Annotated in this window: 16 protein-coding genes; 3 read left to right on the top strand and 13 right to left on the bottom strand. The window is 60.0% G+C overall.

Annotation, left to right across the window (positions count from 1 at the left end; all coding sequences use genetic code 11):
- The first annotated feature begins 70 nt into the window (after positions 1-70).
- Entirely contained in the window at positions 71-625 is a 555-nt protein-coding gene (locus QA646_RS07810; protein ID WP_283058483.1) for a hypothetical protein, read from the top strand.
- 90 nt (positions 626-715) lie between these two features.
- Here QA646_RS07810 and folK read toward each other — a convergent pair whose 3' ends face one another.
- From folK to folP, 3 genes are read right to left on the bottom strand one after another with little or no spacing between them, the layout of a single operon-like run.
- Complete coding sequence (gene folK, locus QA646_RS07815) at positions 716-1,234, bottom strand: 2-amino-4-hydroxy-6-hydroxymethyldihydropteridine diphosphokinase (RefSeq protein WP_283059003.1); 519 nt, start codon at positions 1,232-1,234, stop codon at positions 716-718.
- A complete protein-coding gene (gene folB / locus QA646_RS07820; protein ID WP_283058485.1) occupies positions 1,227-1,598 on the bottom strand; it encodes a dihydroneopterin aldolase in 372 nt (123 codons plus the stop codon). The genes folK and folB overlap by 8 nt, the downstream gene beginning before the upstream one ends.
- Entirely contained in the window at positions 1,595-2,383 is a 789-nt protein-coding gene (gene folP / locus QA646_RS07825; protein WP_283059004.1) for a dihydropteroate synthase, read from the bottom strand. Before folP ends, folB begins: the two co-directional genes overlap by 4 nt.
- A gap of 178 nt (positions 2,384-2,561) precedes the next feature.
- Here folP and QA646_RS07830 point away from each other — a divergent pair, with 178 nt between their 5' ends.
- On the top strand, positions 2,562-3,182 hold the full coding sequence (locus tag QA646_RS07830) for a DUF922 domain-containing protein (RefSeq protein WP_283058486.1): 621 nt from the start codon (positions 2,562-2,564) through the stop codon (positions 3,180-3,182).
- Positions 3,183-3,609: 427 nt separating this feature from the next.
- Here QA646_RS07830 and QA646_RS07835 read toward each other — a convergent pair whose 3' ends face one another.
- Together QA646_RS07835 and QA646_RS07840 are read right to left on the bottom strand one after the other, a co-directional pair.
- The gene (locus QA646_RS07835; protein ID WP_104823256.1) at positions 3,610-3,930 is read right to left on the bottom strand and encodes a 2Fe-2S iron-sulfur cluster-binding protein; all 321 of its coding nucleotides are present in this window, start codon (positions 3,928-3,930) and stop codon (positions 3,610-3,612) included.
- A gap of 150 nt (positions 3,931-4,080) precedes the next feature.
- Entirely contained in the window at positions 4,081-4,449 is a 369-nt protein-coding gene (locus tag QA646_RS07840; protein ID WP_283058487.1) for an Hpt domain-containing protein, read from the bottom strand.
- A gap of 491 nt (positions 4,450-4,940) precedes the next feature.
- Between QA646_RS07840 and QA646_RS07845 the strand changes: the two genes are divergently transcribed.
- The gene (locus tag QA646_RS07845; protein ID WP_283058488.1) at positions 4,941-12,044 is read left to right on the top strand and encodes a hypothetical protein; all 7,104 of its coding nucleotides are present in this window, start codon (positions 4,941-4,943) and stop codon (positions 12,042-12,044) included.
- Positions 12,045-12,178: 134 nt separating this feature from the next.
- Here QA646_RS07845 and QA646_RS07850 read toward each other — a convergent pair whose 3' ends face one another.
- From QA646_RS07850 to QA646_RS07885, 8 genes are all read right to left on the bottom strand, one after another.
- Positions 12,179-12,502, bottom strand: a complete 324-nt coding sequence (locus QA646_RS07850) for an RcnB family protein (RefSeq protein ID WP_283058490.1) — start codon at positions 12,500-12,502, stop codon at positions 12,179-12,181.
- A gap of 227 nt (positions 12,503-12,729) precedes the next feature.
- A complete protein-coding gene (locus tag QA646_RS07855; protein WP_283058491.1) occupies positions 12,730-14,340 on the bottom strand; it encodes a glycoside hydrolase family 43 protein in 1,611 nt (536 codons plus the stop codon).
- Positions 14,341-14,442: 102 nt separating this feature from the next.
- The gene (gene mgrA, locus QA646_RS07860) at positions 14,443-15,474 is read right to left on the bottom strand and encodes an L-glyceraldehyde 3-phosphate reductase (protein WP_283058492.1); all 1,032 of its coding nucleotides are present in this window, start codon (positions 15,472-15,474) and stop codon (positions 14,443-14,445) included.
- A gap of 69 nt (positions 15,475-15,543) precedes the next feature.
- Entirely contained in the window at positions 15,544-16,677 is a 1,134-nt protein-coding gene (locus QA646_RS07865; protein ID WP_283058493.1) for a Gfo/Idh/MocA family oxidoreductase, read from the bottom strand.
- 13 nt (positions 16,678-16,690) lie between these two features.
- Positions 16,691-17,452, bottom strand: a complete 762-nt coding sequence (locus QA646_RS07870) for a sugar phosphate isomerase/epimerase (protein WP_283058494.1) — start codon at positions 17,450-17,452, stop codon at positions 16,691-16,693.
- An 80-nt stretch (positions 17,453-17,532) separates the two neighbouring features.
- The gene (locus QA646_RS07875; RefSeq protein ID WP_283058495.1) at positions 17,533-20,010 is read right to left on the bottom strand and encodes a glycoside hydrolase family 2 protein; all 2,478 of its coding nucleotides are present in this window, start codon (positions 20,008-20,010) and stop codon (positions 17,533-17,535) included.
- Between the two features lie 56 nt (positions 20,011-20,066).
- Positions 20,067-21,158 carry an ABC transporter ATP-binding protein gene (locus tag QA646_RS07880; protein ID WP_283058496.1) on the bottom strand — a complete coding sequence of 364 codons (1,092 nt, stop codon included), beginning with the start codon at positions 21,156-21,158 and terminating at the stop codon, positions 20,067-20,069.
- 3 nt (positions 21,159-21,161) lie between these two features.
- Complete coding sequence (locus QA646_RS07885; RefSeq protein WP_283059005.1) at positions 21,162-22,043, bottom strand: carbohydrate ABC transporter permease; 882 nt, start codon at positions 22,041-22,043, stop codon at positions 21,162-21,164.
- Positions 22,044-22,048: the final 5 nt, after the last annotated feature.

Here is a 22,048-nt window from a genome sequence, read left to right on the forward strand (position 1 = left end):
AACCAAGCATTAACCATTCTGAGGCAAAAGTGGAAACCAGTTTCCGGTTCCTCTTCGTTAGGGAATGTCCATGTTTTCGCGCCAGTTTCTTCTTGTTTGCGGCTTCGCCGCCGCGGCCCTCTCTGCAGGCGCCTGGGTGCAGTCAGCCGATGCGGCATCCCGTGACAAGGCCTTCTTTCAGTCCGTCGCTGGCTCCTGGCGAGGCCCCGGCGAGATCGTCGCCGGCAAGTACAAAGGCACGAAATTCACCTGCAACCTGACAGGTCAGCCGCTCGGCGGCAACAATGCCGGTGTCAAGCTCGACGGGACCTGCCGCGTCGGCGTTTTCCAGCAGCCAATGACGGCGGAAATTACTCAGAGCGGCGGCAGCTATACCGGCAAATTCCTGGATGGCGCAGCCGGCAAGGGCCTGGATGTCACATCGGGCACCGTCAACGACGGCACCGTGGTCCTCGGCCTCAATCGCCAGAAGCTCAACGGCGCTATGATTGCTCGCGTCGCGGACAACAAGACGATGAATGTGACGATTTCCGTCAAGGTCAATGACCAGATGGTGCCTGTCATCGGGGTAACGCTGCAGCGGGCCGCTGATCTCGATCAGATGGCTGTCGGGTCAATCCAGTAACGTTTATGCACTGACAGCAAATGACGCCTCCGCCTGAAATTCAGGTCGGAGGCGTCTATTTTTTCACTGCTGACTGAGATGGCGCGGCCGTTACGCCGCTTTCCACCAATCGCGGTTTTCGTCGGCCACTTCTATTCCCTGCACATCCGCTTCGCTCAGCCAATCCGCCACCTTGCGCCCGCTAATCACGAGATCGGCCCCGAAATCTGCAAGCGGCATCAGCACGAAGCCGCGCTCGGTCATCCGCGGATGTGGGATGGTCAACAGCGGTTCGACCCGCTTGATATCGCCGTAGGTGAGGATGTCGATATCGATCGTCCGCGGCCCCCAGCGTTCGATACGAACCCGCTTCATGTCACGCTCGATACCCAGGCAAACATCGAGCAGCGCCTCCGGCGACAGCGTCGTATCGACCGCAACACAGGAATTATAGAAGAAGGATTGATCCGTCTTGCCCCAGGGTGGGGTGCGGTAAAGGCGGGAAACCGCGGCGATGCGGCAGTCCGCACGCGCGTCGAGTGCGCGCAAGGCAAGCGCCATGGCTCGAACGGGATTGCCGAGGTTGCCGCCAAGCCCGAGGGTAGCGCGCGTTAGTCCGATCTCAGGCAAAATGCTCAACGCTCACCTGCACATAATCGAGAACGCCGGGAACCGGCGCATTGGGTTTGCGCACAGTGATCTTCGCCCTCCGCACGCTCGGAAAGCGGCGGGACAATTCTTTCGCGACGTCGAGGGCCAGCGCCTCGATCAGATAGCGACGGCGCCCGGTGACGATCTCTTCGATGACGCTGAAAGCAATGCCGTAATTGACGGTATCCTCGATTGAATCCTGCGCCAAAGCGTCACCGGCTTCGACATCGAGCTCGGCATCGACGAAGAAGCGTTGGCCAAGGAATTCTTCTTCGTCATGCACGCCATGGCGGGCGAAGAAAGCGCAGTTCTGAAGGGTGATGGTGTAGATCATATCGCTCATGGCGTCCTGCCGCCTAATTTCGCCCGTGTCCTGAGGATAGCATCGGCAACCGCCAGGGCGTCCCTGTTGATTGCGACATTGTGTACCCGAAAAATTGCCGCACCTTGCAAACGCAATATAGCACTTGTCGCCGCGGTTCCCACATCCCGATCCGGCGCTTCCCGTCCGGTAACGGCGCCGACGAATCGTTTGCGCGATGTGCCGGCCAGCAAAGGCAGCTCGAAGCGAAGCAGTGCGGTAAAGCGTGCCATCAGCTCGAGATTCTCGTCGGTATCCTTGGCGAAGCCGAAGCCGGGATCGAGAACGATGCTCTGCCTGTTCACGCCGGCCGCTGCCGCAATATCGAGCGATCGGCTGAGAAACAGCATCTGGTCGTCGATGACATCAGGAAGCTTCGGCCGCTCGCGGCCGGTATGCATGATGCAAAGCCCGGCGCCCGTCTTCGCCGCCAGTGCCGCGATTTCCGGCTCTCGCTGCAGACCGAAGACATCGTTGACGATATGCGCGCCGGCACTGATCGCCAGCCCTGCAGTATCCGCGCGATAGGTATCGACGGAGATCAGCGCATCCGTCTTGCCTCGCAGCGCTTCGATGACGGGCAGAACGCGTCCCTGCTCCTCGGTGGCGCTGACTGCCTCGGCGTCCGGCTTGGTCGATTCCCCGCCGATATCGATGATCGCGGCCCCCTCCTCCACGCAGGCAAGAGCATGTGCGACCGCCGCATCGACCGCCTCGTAATGTCCGCCATCGGAAAAGGAATCCGGCGTTACGTTGACGATCGCCATGATGGCGCTCCGTTCGCCGACATCGAGGCTGCGCCCATGCGCGACGTGCCAGCTATGGCTGCGAAGCTCTGTCACGATCCGTCCATCCCATTGAAAATGAAAAAACCTCGCGCCGGATATTGCGCTTGCAGTGGCTATGCCGCAAGCTCCGTCGAAGTTCAACCTGGTAGCAGCACGAATGCCGTTTGCACCCCGACAGATCCGTGTCTCGCTTGCCCTGTTGCTTCTCTGCGGCATTTCCAGCGGCGCCGATGCGGAGGTCATCGCCCGAAAAACCGTCTCCTATTTCGATATCAAAGGCGATAGCGCCGATGCGCTCGATGCGGCGTTGAATGCGCACGGGCCGGTTACGATGGGCTCCAGCAGCCGCCATCCCGGCGCCACGAAGATTCGCTTCGGCGGCAATGCCACATACTCCGAGCGAAACGGCCGCTGCTACATCTCCGACGTTAAGATTACGGTCGACACCGAAATCATTTTGCCGCGCTGGCGCGACCGCCGGCATGCGAGCCGGCAACTGTCGATGATTTGGGATACGCTTTCAGCGGATATCCGCCGCCACGAGGACCGGCATGCGGAAATTGCGCGCGAACATGCACGGCGGATGGAACAGTCGATCCTTGCCCTGCCCCCCGCCAAGGATTGCGACACGCTTCAGGACAAGGCAAACGACGTTACCACGCAAGAAACGCAGTTGCATGACGAGGATCAGGCCCGATTCGACAAAATCGAGGCGATCAATTTTCAGAGCCGCATCCAGAGGCTGATGACCTATCGCAGCCAGCAAACTGGTGAATGACAGTTCGCTAAAAGACCTTTTCCCGCGAAAATTATGTCCTAATACGGCAATCTGTGTGAAAACTGTCACTATACCTGTGAATCATTCACAACTTCTCATTTTTGAACTTTACGAGAATCTGAAATAGGTTTTTCCTACCAAATATCGGGGTGATCCGCTTCGACGGATTGTCATCGAAAGCCGAAGGGGTTTTCGCAAAGGCCGATCAAAGTTTCTGCGTTGACGGGTTTGTTCATCTCGCCGCGCTGCCGAGTTCCGCGTGTAACGCGTGCGTCCAGTGTTCTCCTGGCGCGTCCTGAAGCCGCAGGTGTTTCCTCCCTTGCCTGTTGGTGATGCGCCCGCCTTGCCTCGCTCGCTGCGACAGGCTGAGCGGGGCTTCTTTTTGCCGACGCATCTCAAATCTGCTGGCATTCTTGGGAGGCAAGCCTCAGGCCTGGCGCTCCGGAACATGCACGACGAGGCCGTCAAGCGCCTTCGTGACCTTGATCTGACAGGACAGACGCGAAGTCGGACGGACATCGAAGGCGAAATCCAGCATATCTTCTTCCATCGCTTCCGGGCCGCCGACCTTCTCGGCCCAGTCCTCATCGACGTAGACATGACAGGTCGCGCAAGCACAGGCGCCGCCGCATTCTGCCTCGATGCCGGGCACGGAATTGCGTACGGCATTTTCCATCACGGTGGAGCCCTCGTCGGCGTCGAGATCAAAACGGGTGCCGTCGAATGCGACGATGGTCAGTTTGGTCATGTGATTGAATTCCGGTATTCGTGAGTGAAGGAAGGATCCGGAATTTTTCTTCCAACAAATCCCGGGGGCAGTCAACAATTGCGCCGCCGAAACGGCAGAAACCGTTCGGCGGCGCAATGGCAAAGATAAATAATTTCGCGCGGCGTCAGTTCAACGCGACAACTTCAGAATGAAGTTCTCAGCCTCGATGACGCAGGCTGTAACCGCAGCCATGCGCGCGGCATCGCCGACATCGCTTTCGAGCGCATTGGCGGCATCGGCCACCTTGAATGCGCCGACAGCACTTGCTGCGCCCTTCAACCGGTGCGATGCGGCCATGGCGCGCTTGCGGTCGCCGCAGCCGATTTCCTGCAGACAGGACCGCGCCTGCCGGGCAAACATCTGAAGCACTTCCACTTCGAGCGCCTTGTCGCCCATCGTTTGCTTCGCCAGGTGTACGAGGTCGATCGCCCGCTCCCGCGATGGCGCAGCGCCTCGTGCATTGTCCGGAGCTTCGAACGCGATATTCAATGCTGCCATGTGCCAACTCTCCCGTCTTATATCTATAACTGCCTGTGGGATTTGCCGCATGGTTGCGGCCTGCCGATGGCGATCCAGTTAAATTTTGGCACAGTTGGGGCCTAAATCTGCCGGCATGGTTAACGCGCGTTAAACATGGCCAAATTATTAGGTTTTCAGTAATTTGCGCAGACGAAAAATGTTAACAATGGCTTAATGAGGCACAGCTCCGAATGTGGAATTAATTGTCACGCATGGGGGAATGTGTCACTACGGTACTGGCAAATTGGGTTGATGGCGCATGCCTTTGCCCAAGGGGTGGATAGTGGTAATGTTTTAATACCATTCGTTTGAAAAAGCGGGTATCCACCATGAAATGTATTGGGAAATCCACCTCTGGCGCCAGCCAAGGCGGATAACCTTGCGGGAGGCAGGTTCGTCTTTTCCGGACGTTGGCGGACGCCCGGAGGAGACACGGCAAGCCCGATCGAGTTGTAACGAGGCGTAACCGTATGGCGAACAAAAAGTACATCGAGTCGATCGAAGACAAGGCTTTTCAGGCTTTGGACGAAGCTTTGCAGATCGATTTCAGTGACGAGAGCTTGGAGCCTCGCAGCGGTTCAACGCCTGACGCCCCGGAGGCAAGAGTGTCTGAGCCATCGAATCCGCCTGCAAGACAGACTCAGGATGATGCAGCACGCAAGGCAGCCGCCGCGCGAAGCGCCGCAGCGGCGGCCCGACCGAGCGAAGTGCCGAAGAGCCCTATCTTTGCTCCGGCCAATGACGCCAACCGTATCAGCCCGGCCAGCATCTTGAAATCTCTCGATGGCGGCTCTCAGAGCCGCGCCGTCCGCAACGCGACGATCTTCTCGCTGTTCTGGATCATCGGCGGCATCGGCCTTGCTTTCCTGCTTTACGGCCAGCAGCTCTTGAACATCCGCACAGTCGCCGATCTCGCCGCCCTTCCCGGCGTCATCGCCTGCATCATCGGCATCATCGTTCCCGTTCTTCTCTTCTATGCTTTCGGCATGATGATTTCGCGCGCCCAGGACATGCGCAACGCAGCCCGCTCGATGGCGGAAGTGGCGTTGCGCCTCGCAGAACCGGAAACTGTCGCTTCCGAGCGCATCATGACCGTCGGTCAGGCCGTACGCCGCGAAGTCTCGGCCATGAACGAAGGCATCGAGCGGACGATCGCGCGCGCTACCGAGCTCGAGACGCTGGTTCATACCGAGGTCAACGCGCTGGAGCGCAGCTACGCGGATAACGAACTGCGCGTGCGCGGCCTCGTGCATGAGCTCGGATCCGAGCGCGATGCCATCGTCAATCACGCCGAACGCATCCGCTCGTCGATTGTCGGCGTGCACGACCAGATCAAGGAAGACCTGTCGCTGGCGACCGAGGAAATCGCCGTACGCCTGTCGACCTCAGGCGAAGCTTTCGCCTCGATGATCGACACACGCGCCGCGACTCTGATGGAGAAAACCGATACCGCCGTAGAGACGCTCGGCACCCTCCTTGCCGCCAAGACCGACAGCCTGTTGCAGAACCTTAACGCATCCGGATTTGCGCTGAGCCAGGAATTCGACACGCGTCTGGAGTCTCTGTCGTCGACCCTGGCGGATCGCGGCAAGGAGCTGTTGAGCCAGTTCGAGACCCGCGCCTCCACGCTCGATGCCAATACCGAGAAGCTCAACACCGCGCTCAACGAGCGCGCCCGTCAGTTGAACGAGACGCTGGTCGCACGCACCCGTGACATCAGTGAGAGCCTGACCGGCAGTGAACGCTCGATCACCGGCACGCTCGATACAGTGCTCTCCAAGCTCAACAGCGCCCTCGATGAAAAAGGCGCGAGCTTCCGGCAGAGCCTGCAGTCGACTGCCGACGACACTATCATGGACATCGACCTGCGTACCGGCTTCTTCGAAGAGCGCATGCAGTCGACCGTGGCGCAGATTTCGACGGCCTTCGACGAACGCGTCTCGGAATTCACTTCGGCATTCGACAAGCGCGCCGGCTCGCTAGACAGCAAATTGTCTGAAAGCCTGACCCGGATCAACGAAACGCTGAGCGGTGGCTCGGATGCCATCGATGGCATCCTGAATTCCAGCATCGAGCGCCTCGGCTCTTCGCTGACCGACCAGTCCTTTGCCCTTGCGACGACGCTCGCCACCAGCCAGGAAGTGCTGGAAAGCGCGATCGGCTCCAAGGCGGGCGAGATCGCCTCGGCTCTCGAAGGGGCAACGACCGGAATTACCTCGGCCCTTACCTCCGGAACCAACGAACTGAACTCCGCCCTCTCCTCCCACGCCGGCACCTTCACGTCCGCCGTCCAGGGCGTAACGCGCGATGTCTCCGCCGCCTTGCAGAGCGGCACAGAGGAACTGACATCCGCTTTTGCCAGCCGCTCCAGCGAACTCACCGACACTCTTGCTTCGCACTCCGGCGAATTCACCAAGGCGCTGCAGACGGCGACGTCTGACATCTCCTCCGCCCTGAATAAAGGCACGAGCGAGCTGACCAATACATTCCTCGGCCGCGCCAGCGAGATCAACAACACGCTTTCGGCCCGTACCGGCGAAATAACCCAGGCACTTGGCTCGGCTCATGAGCGCATCGACGCCGTCATGGCCGAGCGCAGCAGCGCGCTGTTCGGTGCGCTCTCGGACAACCAATCGCGCTTCGAACAGACGTTGTCTGACCGCTCCGAGGGGATCATCAACGCCGTCACCGGCAGCCATGAGCATCTGACCGCGGCCCTCGACGAGCGCACTTCGATGCTGGCGATTTCGCTTGCCGAAAGCCAGCTTCGCCTTGAAAACACGCTCGCAAGCCGCGCCGATGCGATCAGCAGCACCGTTACCGAAACTCACAGCAAGCTGGCCGACACTCTGGACGACAAGGTCATGGCGCTCGCCATCGCGCTGTCGGACGGCCAGTCGCGCATTGAAGACACTTTGACGGGCCGGGCCGAAAACCTAACCAGCGCGCTGACGGAGACGCACAACAAGCTCACTGACACGCTTGACGACAAGACGATGGCGCTGGCCATTGCTCTCTCCGACAGCCAGGCGCGCCTGGAAGACACCTTGTCCGGTCGCGTCGAGGGTTTCACCGGTGCGATTGCCGATACGCACAACGCACTGGCCAGCACCTTGGATGACAAGACAAGGGCACTCGCCGCCGCACTCAGCGGCAGCCAATCCCGTCTGGAGGAAACGCTCTCCGGCCGCGTCGAAGGCCTGACCGCCGCGATTGCCGATACCCATAGCAAGCTTGCCGACACGCTCGATGATAAGACGATGGCACTGGCCGTTGCGCTCTCCGAGAGCCAATCCCGTCTTGAAGAAACCCTCTCCGGCCGTGTCGAAGGCCTGACGAGCGCAATTGCCGACACCCATAGCAAGCTTGCCGACACGCTCGACGACAAGACAATGGCGCTTGCCATTGCTCTTTCCGAGAGCCAGGCCCGCCTGGAGGATACCCTGTCCGGCCACGCAGAAGGTGTCGCTGATACGTTGGACGGCAAGACCAAGGCTCTCGCAGCAGCATTGACGACCGGCCAGTCGCGCCTCGAAGAAACGCTTTCCAATCGTGCCGAAGCGATCACCAATGCTTTCACCAGCAGCCACAGCACGCTCGCCGACGCGCTGGACGAAAAGGCAATGGCGCTGGCCATCTCTCTTTCCGATACGCAATCGCGCCTCGAAGATTCCCTTTCCAGCCGATTAGACGCGCTCTCCGACACAGTCGCCGGCACGCACGACAAGATCGTCAGCAGCCTCGACGACAAGACGCTGGCTCTTGCCATCGCATTGTCCGACAATCAGGCCCGCATCGAGGAAACGCTGGCAAACAGCGCCGAGGCGATTGCCAGCTCTGTCAGCAGCGGCCATGCGGCGCTGACCGATGCGCTCGATGACAAGAGCATGGCGTTCGCCATCACGCTCGCCGAAAACCAGAGCCGTTTCGAGAGCGCCCTGGAATCCCGGGCCAACGCCCTGCTCGACAGTGTCGCCGGTGCGGAATCCCGCGTCGCCGGTGCTTTCGGCGACAAGGCGGATGCCATCCGCGCCGCTTACACCGAAAACCAGGATCGTCTCGACCGCTCGCTCAGCGCCCATACCGAAGCGCTCTCCGGCCTGCTCGGCAGCAGCAGCGACCGCCTCGAAACCGTCGTCGGCGGCTCGGCCGAGCGCATCGAAAGCGCGCTCAACACCACCACGCGCCAGCTTGAAAATACGCTGGGCATCGGCCTGTCGCAGATGGACGAAAACCTTGCCTCCGCCTATGAGCGGATGCGCAACACGCTGGAAGACCGCAGCAACGCCATCAGCCTGACACTGCGTGATGCCCATGCCCAGCTCGACAATACGCTGACGGAACAGGCGACCGCGATCGGTACATCGATCGCCACCAGCGCCAGCATGCTCGAAATGTCGCTGGAAGACCGCGAAGCCTCGCTGCGCCAGACCATCGACGCCAGTGCGAGAGCGCTCGAGGAGCGGCTACATGGCGGTGCCGGCGATATTGCCGGCCGTATTCAGCAGGCCGCCGGAGACATCACGCGCTCGGCCGAGATATTCTCCAACAATCTCAACCAGTCCATCGACGGCATGACCAGCCGCTTCGCCGAGACCGGTTCGCGCGTCGAAGCCAGCCTGTCCGCTCTGGAAAACCGTATCCATGATGGCGTCGGCGGTGTTGCTGCGCAGGTGGATGCCGCCGGTAACCGGCTGTCCGACACGCTTTCGAGCGGCATCGCTCAGATCGACCGCGGCAGCGACGACGCAGCGGCCCGCATCGCAGCCGCGCTCGACAATCGTCTGGCGACCATGGCAGAAGCGATCGATAGCCGCACAGCCAATCTGAGCCAGGCGCTCGAAAGCGGCAGCGCCCGCATCGAAGAGCGCCTGTCGACCATGGACCGCGCCCTGAATGTCGGCCTCGAAGCCGTCAACCGCACCATCGAAGGCAAGGCCACGAACCTCGCCACGACGCTGCGCACCGCCGTTGCCGATGCCGCTCAGGGCATGGACAGCGAAGCGACGCGCACCGCAGACCTGCTTGCCCGCACTGGACAGCAATTCGCCGACGACCTCGGCAATCGCAGCGACGCCTTTACCCGCGCCATGAACGAGCGCTCCGAAGAGATCGTCACGCGCGTCTCCGAAACGCACAATCGTCTGGCGAGCCAGGCGGCTGCCGTCGCTCAGACATTCTCGGAAGCGGGCAACGCGATCGTCAACAAGGTCGCGGAGGCCGAAGGTCTCGTTGGCAATCAGGTCAATGCCATCTCGCAGGCGCTGTCGTCCGCGGAACAGTCGCTGGAAGCTCGCGGCGCCGCCATCCGCAACACGCTCGCCGGCGGCAGCGAACAGATCGCCTCCACGATGGCTGAGGTCGAGCGCTCGCTCGACGAACGCAGCAACGCGATCCGTACCAGCCTGGAAGATCGTGCTCGCGAGATCAACGCGACGCTTGCCGATGTCGATAAGGCTCTGGAAGCCCGCGGCACGTCGATCCGTTCTTCGCTCGACGAGCGCACACGTGAGCTGAACTCCATGCTTGCCGGCCGCTCCAGCGAGCTGTCGCGTCTGATCGACGAGAAGGCCCGCCCGATCGTCGACCGTTACGCTGCGACCGGCCAGGAAGCGGCAGCGCTGATCTCGGCCGCCGCTCAGGAAAGCAGCGATCGTCTGCGCGCAGAAAACGCCGCTTTGATCAACGCTATCGCATCGCGCACCAATGATACGCTGGCAGCAATCTCGGCTCGCACCGAACATGCCGCCAACGCCGTCAGCGCACTGGAGAACAACCTGCTTGCCAGCGTCAACGGCATCATCGAGCGGCTGGCGGAGAACAACTCTGCGATCGCCGGCATGCTGACAAGCGCCGCCGAGGAATTCGCCACCATCGACGGCCGCCTCAACGCGACATCGGCACGGTTCGCCGACTCCGCATCGAAGGCGGGCGAAATGGTTTCCGCCTCGACCCGGCTTCTCGAAGGTAAGGTCGACAAGCTCTCGGATATTTCCGGCAAGACCCTGTCGCAGGTCGGCGGCATCATCGGCCGCTTCGATGAACATTCCAAGGTCCTGTCGCAGGCGTCCCAGCTCCTCGGTGCCGCGCAATCGAACCTGGTCTCGACGCTGGAAGAGCGCGAAACGGCGCTGCAGAACCTGTCCGTCGGCTTGGTGCAACGCTCGGAAGAAATCGAAAACACCATGCGCGCCCTCGGCAGCATGGTGGAAAGCGCCTTCGACCGTGCCGAACAGCGCTCCAACCAGGTCACCGGCAATCTGCGCCAGGGCGTTCAATCCTCCTTCGCCGATATCGGCCGTGTGCTCTCCGATGCGGAAGCCCGTGCCGAACAGGCGGCGGAGAGCATGCGCAACGCACTTCAGAAGGCTGGCGAAGAAGCCAACCAGACGATCGACGGCACCTTCGCCAATGCCGAGCGTCGCTCGGGCGAGCTGACGAACCGTCTCCGTGGCGGTCTTTCCGCTTCGATCGCTGACATCGAGAATATGCTGACGGAAGCCAGCAAGACTTCGGACGGCGCAGCCCAGCAACTGCGCGAGACGCTGCGCATCGCCGTCGACGATGCCGTCGGCCGCTTCTCGGGCGCAACCGACGAGATTCGCCGCTCGGCAGGCGATATCCGCAGGGAACTCGACCTGACCCGCAGCGAACTGAAGCGTGGCGCCTTCGACCTGCCGGAAGAGGCCAAGGAAAGTGCTGCCGCCATGCGTCGTGCCGTCGCCGAGCAGATCAAGGCGCTGCAGGACATTTCGCAGATCGTCGGCCGCTCGACACAGCAGTTGGAAATCTCCGAGCCTTCCGCCCGCGCGTTGGCCGATGCGCAGCCGGCTCCACGTCCTCGTCCGGCAGCACCAGCCCCGGCAGCGCCTGCTCCGGCCGCCGCCGCTCCCCGGCCCCAACAGCCTGCCCCACAGTCGCCTGTTCAGCCGGTAGCACAGCAGCCGGCGCCGCAGCAGTCGATACCGCAACAGCCGGCACCTCAGCCGCAGCAGCCGCCGATCGAAGCTCTGGGCCTTCGCGGCACCATCACCGAGCGTCCGGTTGCGCCGCAGCCTCGCCCGATCGAGACGCCGGCTCCTGTCCGCCAGGAAACGGCGGCTGGCGGCGGATGGATCAGCGATCTCCTGCGCGGCGCATCGCGCGACGATCTTGGCGACCTGCCGCCGGCTCGCCAGACCGCACCACGTCCGCAGTCGGAAGCAGCGCCAGTCGCACGTAATCCGCGGCATGTGGTCGAATCGCTGAACTCGCTTTCGGTTGATATCGCCCGCGCCATCGACCACGATGCTTCGGTCGATCTGTGGCGTCGTTATCAGCGCGGCGAACGGGATGTCTTCACCCGTCGCCTCTACACGCTGAAGGGCCAGCAGACCTTCGACGAGATCAAGCGCAAATACGACCGCGAGCCGGAATTCCGCACCGCCGTCGATCGCTATATCGCCGATTTCGAAAAGCTACTCTCTGACGTCGCCCGCACGGATCGCGACCGCAGCGTCACGCAGTCCTACCTGACCTCCGACACCGGCAAGGTCTACACCATGCTCGCTCACGCGGCGGGACGTTTGAGCTGATCATTTCGATATCGCGCAAACAAAAATCCCCGGTCATCGTGCCGGGGATTTTTGATTCAAGCGAAATACGGGAAAGTCCGTCAGAAAAAGAGCGGCCCACGGGACCGCCATTTCATTCCAATGTCAGGCTGAATTCAGCGGGCGATCTGCACTTTGGAGATCAAGCCGCTGGTGATACCGACCAGCAGGAAACTGTTGTGGATGCGGACCCAATGATAGCCACGAGGCGGAGCTGACAGGCGATATCTGCGATAATCCACGCTGGCCGCACGGCTGCGATCGGAAGCGGATAGCCGCCGCCCCTTCACCCAACCGCCCTTGCGAACAACGATTTTCTTCTTGGCGACATTTTTCTCAACGACAACGGCCCGCTTGTTCTCCGGCGCCGCGCTGGCTTCGGACGCCATCGCGGTTGCCAAAACCGAAACGGCGAGCAGGACGGAGAAGAGCTTTTTCATCGAATGTTTCCTCAGTTTATTGTCTTATTATCTGCGGGCAGATTTATCCTGCAAGAGGTGAAGCGAATCTGAAGAGAATGTTACAGTTTTGTAATAGAAATTATGCGTTTGCGAGCATTTGTTAATCGAACAAATACGTGAGTTTGATGACAATTGGCAGCTCAAAACAATCTCGCCCGTCTTGCGAATGAAGACGGGCTAATGAGCGATCGATAAATCGAAACAATTCAGAGTTCGTCGTAATTGAACCAGTCGAAATCAGCCGTCTTTGCCCGGCCCGACGTATCGAAGGCGAACATGCCGGCGAATGCGCCGGTGAAGGAACCATGTTCGCCGCGACCGCCCTCGTCGGAGATGACGCCGGCATCGAGGACCGGGCCGATAGCCAGCCATGCCCCCATGCCCTCAGCCTGCCAGAAGAACTGCAAGTCGTTGTCATGGACCTCCATGGCGAGCTGGATGCGCCCATTCGGAACGGAGACGCCGCCTCCGATCGGGAAGCTCAACCGACCATTCGGGTAATCGCCAGCGCAGGTCATGATGGTGATTGAACGGCCGAGTTTCTCATGCAGCGTGACGGCAATCGCGTGTAGCTTGAACCGGTTATAGTAATGCGTCAGGCCAGCGACCTGCTGATAGGTATCGGGTTGGAACTCGATCACCGTTTCGGCGCGAAAGCTGTGATGCTCCTGCCGGCGCGCGACGAGTGCCTGCTCAAACCAGGAGCCGATACTTTCCCGTGCAAATAGACGCAGATGGCCGGGCCTTTCCGTTAGGCTGAAGATGCGTTCCGGCTGCGGCGTCCGCAACCACTGGAAATCCATCGGCAACTCGCTGCCGTCGAAATTGTAGCCGCTGCGGCGCGGCTTCTCGATCGGCAAAGCATGACGCAGGCCCTGTACCTCGACATCAGGAACCACCGTGCCGTTTTCGAGATAGAGCCAGCCGTCTTCCTTCCAGACGCATTTCTGCAGGCTGGTCTCACGCCCCAGCGTGCAGCGGCGATGCGGCGGCAGTGGCCGGCCGGAGAGATGCGTGTGATAGAACTGACCATCTGATGTTTCGACATATTGGCCATGCCCTGCCCGCTGCAACACCGCCTCTGGATGGTCTTTCGAGGTGATGAGATGCTTGTTCGGATGCAGCTCGTAGGGACCATCGATATTGCGCGAGCGCGCCATGGTGACGGCATGGTCATAACCCGTTCCGCCTTCGGCCGTCGTCAGATAGTACCAGCCGTTCCGCTTGAAGACATGCGGTCCTTCGACCAAACCGAGCTCTGTACCGGCAAAGATGTTCTTGATCGGCCCCTTCAACGATTTCGTCGCCGCATCCCACTCCTGCAGCAGAATACCGTCGAAGGCCGGCGTCTTCGGCGAGCCGCCATAGCTCTCGGTGCGGTGGTTCCACTGCATGTTGACGAACCATTTGCGGCCGTCGTCATCGTGAAAGAGCGAGGGGTCGAAGCCCGATGAGTTGACATAGGACGGCTCGGACCATTCGCCCTCGATCGTCGGCGACGTCACGATGTAGTTATGCGCATCCTTGAAATTGCCATCATAGCGTTTGATATCGGTATAGACCAGCCAGAACAGGCCATCAGCATAGGAGAGGCATGGCGCCCAGATGCCGCAGCTATCCGGCTCGCCGCGCATGTCGAGCTGCGAAGCCCGCTCCAGCGGCCGGCGCACCAGCGTCCAATTCACCAGATCACGCGAATGATGGATCTGCACGCCCGGATACCATTCGAAGGTGGAGGTGGCGATGTAGTAGTCCTCGCCGACGCGGCAGATGGATGGATCGGGGTTGAAGCCCGGCAAAATCGGGTTGCGGATCATGGGACTACTCCTCCAAGGAACACACGCACCGGCAACAGCTCGCCAGCGACGACTGGAACAAAGCAAAACGCCCGGAACTTGGTTCCGGGCGTCCTGAATGCTTTACTCGCGCTCGGCCGACTTGGCCCAGAGATTGATATCGGCCTCGCGGGCATAGACATCGATATCCTTGAGCTCTTCCGGGGTGAATTCAAGATTGTCGAGCGCCTTCACGCAATCGACGATCTGCGACGAGCGGCTGGCGCCGATCAGCGCCGAGGTGACACGGCCGCCGCGCAGAACCCACGCGATCGCCATCTGCGCCAGCGTCTGACCGCGCTTCTCGGCAATCTCGTTGAGCTTGCGGATATTATCGATGATCGACGGACGGATGAAATCGCGCTTCAGGAAATGGTTCTGGGCAGCGCGACTGTCCTCGGGGATGCCGCTTAAATATTTCGTGGTCAGCATCCCCTGTGCGAGCGGCGAGAACACGATCGAGCCGATACCAAGCTCTTCCAGCGTATCCACCAGACCGTCATCCTCGACCCAGCGATTGAGCATGGAATAGCTCGGCTGGTGGATCACGCAAGGCGTGCCGAGATCCTTCAAAATAGCCGCGGCTTCGCGGGTGCGCTGCGAATTGTAGGAGGAGATACCGACATAAAGCGCCCTGCCCGAGCGAACGATATGGTCGAGCGCACCGCAGGTCTCTTCCAGCGGCGTATCAGGATCGAAGCGATGCGAATAGAAAATATCGACGTAATCAAGGCCCATGCGCTTCAGGCTCTGATCGCAGGAGGCGATCAGATATTTGCGGCTGCCCCACTCGCCATAAGGCCCTGGCCACATGTCGTAACCGGCCTTGGAGGAAACGATCAGTTCGTCGCGCAAACCGGCGAAATCGGTGCGCAGGATTTCGCCGAAGGCGGTTTCGGCGCTGCCGGGAGGCGGACCGTAATTATTGGCGAGATCGAAATGGGTGATGCCGAGATCGAAAGCGGTGCGACACATATCGACCTTGCGATCATGCGGGGTATCGCCACCGAAATTATGCCAAAGCCCTAGCGAAACCGCCGGCAGCTTCAGACCGGAGCGGCCGGTTCTGTTGTATTTCATGTTCGCATAGCGATCGGATGCCGGTTGCCAAGCCATAGGTTCCAATTCCTCTGAGATGAAAACGCGCGGGCTACTCACCCGCGCGCAAACTAGCTTTTCCTGCGCTCACTTCAAGAGCGCCTGCGCCTCTTCGATGCCGAGTGCTGCCGGCTGCGTGCAGGTCGTGGTCAGATCGATGAAGCGGTTCTCCGCACCTGATTTCAGGATCGAGGTCATGACATCGACACCGTGCAGCGTACGGTCGAGTGAGCAGCGGGCATCGCGGCCATCGATCAGCGATGCCGCCAAGTCGGCAAGACCTGCGGTACGGTAATTGGCGCGCGCGCCGTTCGGGCTCTCTTGATTGATAATGCCGAAAGGATGCGCCCATTCGTCGACTGGCTTGATGTCCTTGCTGCGGCCGCTGGCTTCGACCGTGCCGCCGAAGAAATTCGGATCGGGCACGTAGAGCGAACCTTCGGTGCCGTAGAGCTCCATATTGGCATGGCGGTGCGACCAGACATCCCAGCTTGCCGTCAATGTCACCGTTGCGCCGCTGACGAATTCCAGCAGCGCCTGGATCGTGGTCGGCGTCTTCACCGGGATCACCTCGCCGCTGCGCGGCTCGCTGGTGATGGTGCGGGTTTCCGATGCCATCGACGTCATGGCGCCGACGCGTTTGACCGGGCCGATGAGGTTGATGAGGTTGGCGACGTAGTAAGGGCCGAGATCGAGGATCGGGCCGCCGCCTGGCAGGAAGAAGAAATCCGGGTTCGGATGCCACATTTCCATGCCCGGGCTCATGACATAGCAGGCGCCCGAAGTGATACGGCCGATGCCGCCGTCATCGACGAACTTGCGGGCGAGCTGATGAGCACCACCGAGGAAAGTGTCGGGAGCGCAGCCGACGGCAAGCCCCTTCTCCTTGGCTATGCGGCGCAACTCTTCGCCCTGCTCTAGCGACAATACCAGAGGCTTTTCGGAATAGACATGCTTTCCGGCCTCCAGGATGCGCTTGGAAACCGGGAAATGCGCATCCGGGATCGTCAGGTTGACGATGACATCGAGCTCGTCATTGGCGAGCAACTCGTCGATAGTTTGCGCCTTCACCTGATATTCCTCGGCGCGCAGGCGCGCCGCATCCATGTTGATATCAGCGCAGGCGAGCACTTTCAGGCCCTTAAAGAGCGGAGAAAGCTTGAAATAGGTAGTGGAGATATTGCCGCATCCGATGATGCCGACGCCAAGTTCCTTAGTCATGGGGGATGATACCTCAGTAGGTCTTGAAGGATGCGATGGAACGGGTGATCAAGCGATCGATATCGCTCGGATTGTCATGCTCGAGCACATAATGCTTTGCTTTGGTACCGGCGAGCGCCTTTATCAGCTTCGGCCACGGGACAGTGCCGTGACCGAGATCGGCCCAGCCGTCTTCATCTTTGTTTTCACCAGCCGGAGCAATGTCCTTGACGTGGACGGAGGAAATGCGCGAGCCAAGCTTTTCGATCCAGGCGAAGGGATCGGCGCCGCCGCGGACGACCCAGGCAATATCGGCTTCCCAGGAGATATCCGGAGCGCCTTCGAAGATCTGTTCGATCGGCAGCGAGCCATCGGCCTGCTTGACGAATTCGAAGTCGTGATTGTGCCAACCGAACTCGAAGCCAGCGTCCTTGTAAGGCTTGCTCATTTCATGCAGGCGTTTGCCGAAAGCGAGCCAGCCGGCAGCATCCTTCGGGCGCTGATCGGCAGCCAGATGCGGCGCATAGATCGAATCCATGCCGAGGATCTTGGCGATGGTCAGCGATTTCTGCACCTGCCCGTCGAGAAAATCCGGGCTGAAATGGCCGCTCGCCATGGTTAGGCCGTTCTTGTCGAGCTCGGCACGCAGGCTCTTCAAACCAGCTTCGTCCAGGTCCGAATAGATGCCGCCAAACCCTTCGACTTCCGCATAACCGGCCTTGCCGAGCTTTACGAAGATATCCGAATAGGGTTGAAAATTGCGGGCGCTATAAAGCTGGAATCCAAGTTTCGTCATCGATATTTCCTCCAATGGCCTCGCGGCCGTCTGTTTTGGGCCTGCGGCCCGTAAGTCGCCACCGAAAGGCGGCCGGTATCTCAGTCCACCGATTGGCTGGCCAACGATTGACTGGAGTGCAAATCGTAGAAACGGAAATCGGGAACGCTGCTGGCCAGCGGTTTGGCCGGCGTGAAGACGATGCGGCGGCTTTCGCCGGCGGCAAGATCGAAAGCGTTGTCGGAGTAGCGCCCTTCCGTCCCGCTTTCGATCATCACGAACAGCGCCAATCCCTTGGCCGTCACGGTAAGCTCCAACGTACCGTTCTCCTCGATCTCCTCCCGCACGATGGTAAGACCTGCGGGCTGAAGCTCCAAAGCCTTGTAGGTGCCGTGAACATAGTGCCCCTCGCCGCTCATTCCGTTCGATGCGGTGAAATGCCACGCCAGCAGGCAATCGAAAGGTACCTGAGACGCGTCGATCGACAGCGCGGTGACAGCTGCATCCGGCGTGCAAACCGCATGCGCCGTCGTCAGCGGCACACGCTCGCCATTAAGCTTGAGCAGCGACACGGCGATGTCGACAGTGACATCTTCGTTGGTGTCGTTGACGAGCGAGAAGCGGATGGTCTTGTTATCCTCGGAGGGAATGGCTGCGACCGAAACCGGCTGGAAGAAGCGGCGCACGAGATAATGCATTACCTTCCAACGCCCGCCGTAATCGAGACTCGACCAGGAGGCCACCGGCCAGGTGTCGTTGAGCTGCCAATAGATGGTGCCCATGCAATGCGGTTTGAGCGATCGCCAATATTCGACCGCCGTCTTGATGGCGAGGCCCTGCTGTACCTGACTCAGATAGACGAAGTTGGGAAAATCCTTCGGAAAGCGGAAATAACGGAACATCGTCCCGGCGATGCGCTCATTGCCGCCGGCATTCTTCTGGTGCAGCTCCATCACCGGCGAGGCGATATTCATGTCCTTGGCGTCGGCATAAGTCTTGATGACAGGCAGCGACGTGTAGGACTGGAAGCCGAATTCCGAACAGAACCGCGGACGCACGGAGCGGTAATTGTCGAAGGACTTGTTCTCGTGCCAGACCGACCAATAATGCATGTCGCCAGAGCCGTCGGCGTGCCATGCATCGCCGAAATTGAGATAGCCGGACGCCGGGCTCGACGGCCACCAGATCGCATCCGGCGCAGCTTTCTTCATTGCCTGCTCGATTGTCCGGTTCAGGCGATCATAGGAAACGAGATAGCGGTCGCGATCCCTACGGGATTCGTCGAACCAGGTGAGAGCCCCCACCAGCTCATTATCGCCGCACCAGAGCACGATCGACGGATGCGTCGCCAGACGCTTGACCTGATAACCGACCTCGGCCTCGACATTTTCGAGGAAATCGCTAGTCGAGGGATAGAGATTGCAGGCGAACATGAAGTCCTGCCAGATCATCAAACCCAGGCGGTCGCAGATATCGTAGAACCAATCGTGTTCGTAAAAGCCGCCGCCCCAGATGCGGACGATGTTCATGTTCGCTGCGGCGGCCGATTGCAGCAGATCCTCGGTCAAAGCCGGATTTGAACGTGAAAACAGCGCATCGGCCGGGATCCAGTTGGCGCCGCGGGCAAAGATTTCACGCCCATTGACCTTGAGTGCAAAACGGCTGCCCGCTTCGTCCTCATCAGTGATCAATTCGACGGTACGCAAACCGATCTGCCGTGTCACCGTCTCGGAATTGGTCTCGACCGAGAGTGCGTAGAGAGCCTGGTCGCCGCTGCCAGCCGGCCACCAGAGCTTCGGCTTGTCGATGTGGAAGACATGCGTCACCGAGGTCTCGCCGGCATTGACGCCGATGTCGAGCCGCACACGTTCGTCGTCGAGCGAGAAATAGACCTGTGCTACGCCAATGCCCTTTGCAAACAGCGCAACAGTCACCATGAGGTCGACCGAGCCGTCGGCATTGTGCACCTGCCGGGTCACCACATTCTCGATGCGGGCTGTCTCGAGCTTCTTCAGCGCAACCGTGCCGTAGAGGCCGAGCGGTGCGACAGCGATATTCCAGTCCCACCCGAAATGGCATTGCGGTTTGCGCAGCATATTACCGTTGGGGATCGGCGAATTGGCGGTGCTGTAGGGAATGTAGAATGGCTGCTTTGCCTGCAGTTCGGCTCCCGCCTTGATGCTCGAATGCAGCACGATACGGATGGTATTCTGGCCTGTCATCAATGCCTTGGAGACATCCGGCCGATAACGCTGGAAGCAATTGTCGCCTTCGAGCACGAGCGTATCGTTGACATAAACGCTCGCGACCGTGTCCAGATAGTCGATGTCGAGATACCAGTCGCCTTCCGCATCATCGAGCGTAAAGGGGCGTTCGACTTGCCAATCCTGCTGAGCGACCCACTGCACCACCTCTTCGTTGCGGCCGAAATAGGGATCGGGAATGACGTCTGCAGCATGAAGCGCGGTGTGAACATCGCCCGGCACCGGCATGGAAACAGAATGATCGCTATCCGGCGAGGTAAGCCGCCACTGACCAGCCAGATCGACAAAAAAAGTGCCATTAACTGAAGACGACATCGAACCTCCGAAACCACTGCTTATGGAGGCGACAAAAGCCGCCCCCATTCATATGATCATATTCTGAGCTCTGTCCGAGCGTCAAAGAGCGAAGCAAGCGACATATCGAAGCCGAGCTTCACGGGCGCGCCCGCGCTGAAGCGCCGTGCCCCGTTGATGCGCACCGACATGGTGTGGCCGGCGTGCTTGAGCCAGAGCAGGTTATCGGCGCCCATCGGCTCTTCGATATCGACCGTCGCATTGTGCACCTCCGTATCGGAACCCAGATCCTCATTCACCTTGATGTGCTCGGGCCGGACCCCGAGAATGACCTTGCGGCCCGGCTCCAATGCCTCGCCCGCATCATAGCCACCGAGCGAGAAAATCACATCATTAGTAGCGAAGGCTATCTTGCCCTCGCGGTTCACCAGTTCACCATGCAGGAAATTCATCGATGGCGATCCGATAAAGCCGGCGACGAAGAGATTGCGCGGCTTGTTGTAGATCGTCGTCGGATCATCGAGCTGCTGGATGATGCCGCTTTTCATGATGGCGATGCGGTCGGCAAGCGTCAGCGCCTCGATCTGGTCGTGCGTGACATAGATCATCGTGTTCTTCAGCGACTGGTGCAGACGCTTGATTTCGACGCGCAGTTCCGAACGCAGCTTGGCATCGAGGTTCGACAAAGGCTCATCGAACAGGAACACGTCGACATCGCGCACCAGGGCACGGCCGATCGCCACACGCTGGCGCTGGCCGCCGGAAAGCTCAGCCGGTTTGCGCTTGAGCAACGGTTGGATCTGCAGGATCTCGGCGGCCCGCGCAATGCGCTTGTCGATCTCCGCCTGCGGCACCTTGGCGACGCGCAGCCCGAAGGAAAGATTCTTTTCGACCGTCATCTGCGGATAAAGCGCATAGGATTGGAACACCATGCCGATGCCACGATCCTTGGGCTCTTCCCAGGTGACATTCTTGCCCTTGATGAAGATCTTTCCTTCGGTGATGTCCAGCAAGCCGGCGATGCAGTTGAGAAGCGTGGACTTGCCGCAGCCGGACGAGCCGAGCAGCACGAGGAATTCGCCGTCGTTGATCTCAAGGTTGAGGTTTTTCAGAACCGTGATCGCGCCGAAATCAAGCGACAGGTCTTTGATGGAAACGCTGCTGGTCATGGATCACCCCTTCACTGCGCCGGCGGCGATGCCGCGAACGAAAAGCCGTCCCGACACGAAATAAACAACCAATGGAACAAGACCCGTCAGGATCGTTGCAGCCATGTTGACGTTGTATTCCTTCACACCCTGGACAGAATTGACGATATTGTTGAGCTGCACGGTCATCGGATAGTACTCCGGCCTGGTGAAGACGACGCCGAACAGGAAGTCGTTCCAGATGCCCGTAATCTGCAGGATTATGGCAACGACGAAGATCGGCAGCGACATCGGCAGCATGATGCGCAGGAAAATCTGCCAGAAGCCCGCCCCGTCAATGCGCGCAGCCTTGAAAAGCTCCACGGGCAGCGATGCGAAATAATTGCGGAACAGCAAGGTCAGGATCGGCATGCCGAAAATGCAGTGCACCAGGATCAGTCCGCTGAGCGTGCCGTAGATCCCGATGTCGCGCAGCACGATGACGATAGGATAGATCATCACCTGATAAGGGATGAACGCACCGACGATCAGGATAGAAAAGAAGAAATCCGCGCCCTTGAACCGCCAGTTGGCGAGCGCATAACCGTTCACCGAAGCGACTGCGATGGAGAAGATCGTGGACGGCACGGTGATGCGTACGGAATTCCAGAATCCGCGGGAAAGACCGTCGCAGTTGAGACCGGTGCAAGCCGTTGCCCAGGCTTTCACCCATGGCTCGAACGTGATTTCCAGCGGCGGCGCGAAGATGTTGCCAAGCCGGATCTCCGGCATTCCCTTCAGGGAGGTGACGATCATCACATAAAGCGGCAACAGATAGTAGGTGGCGGCAACGAAGAGCGTGCCGTAGAGCATGATGTTGCGGCCGGAAATCACACGGCGCGGCCTTGCACCCTGCGGCTCCGAGATTGTCT

Source organism: Rhizobium sp. CB3090, assembly GCF_029714285.1.
GTDB lineage: Bacteria > Pseudomonadota > Alphaproteobacteria > Rhizobiales > Rhizobiaceae > Rhizobium.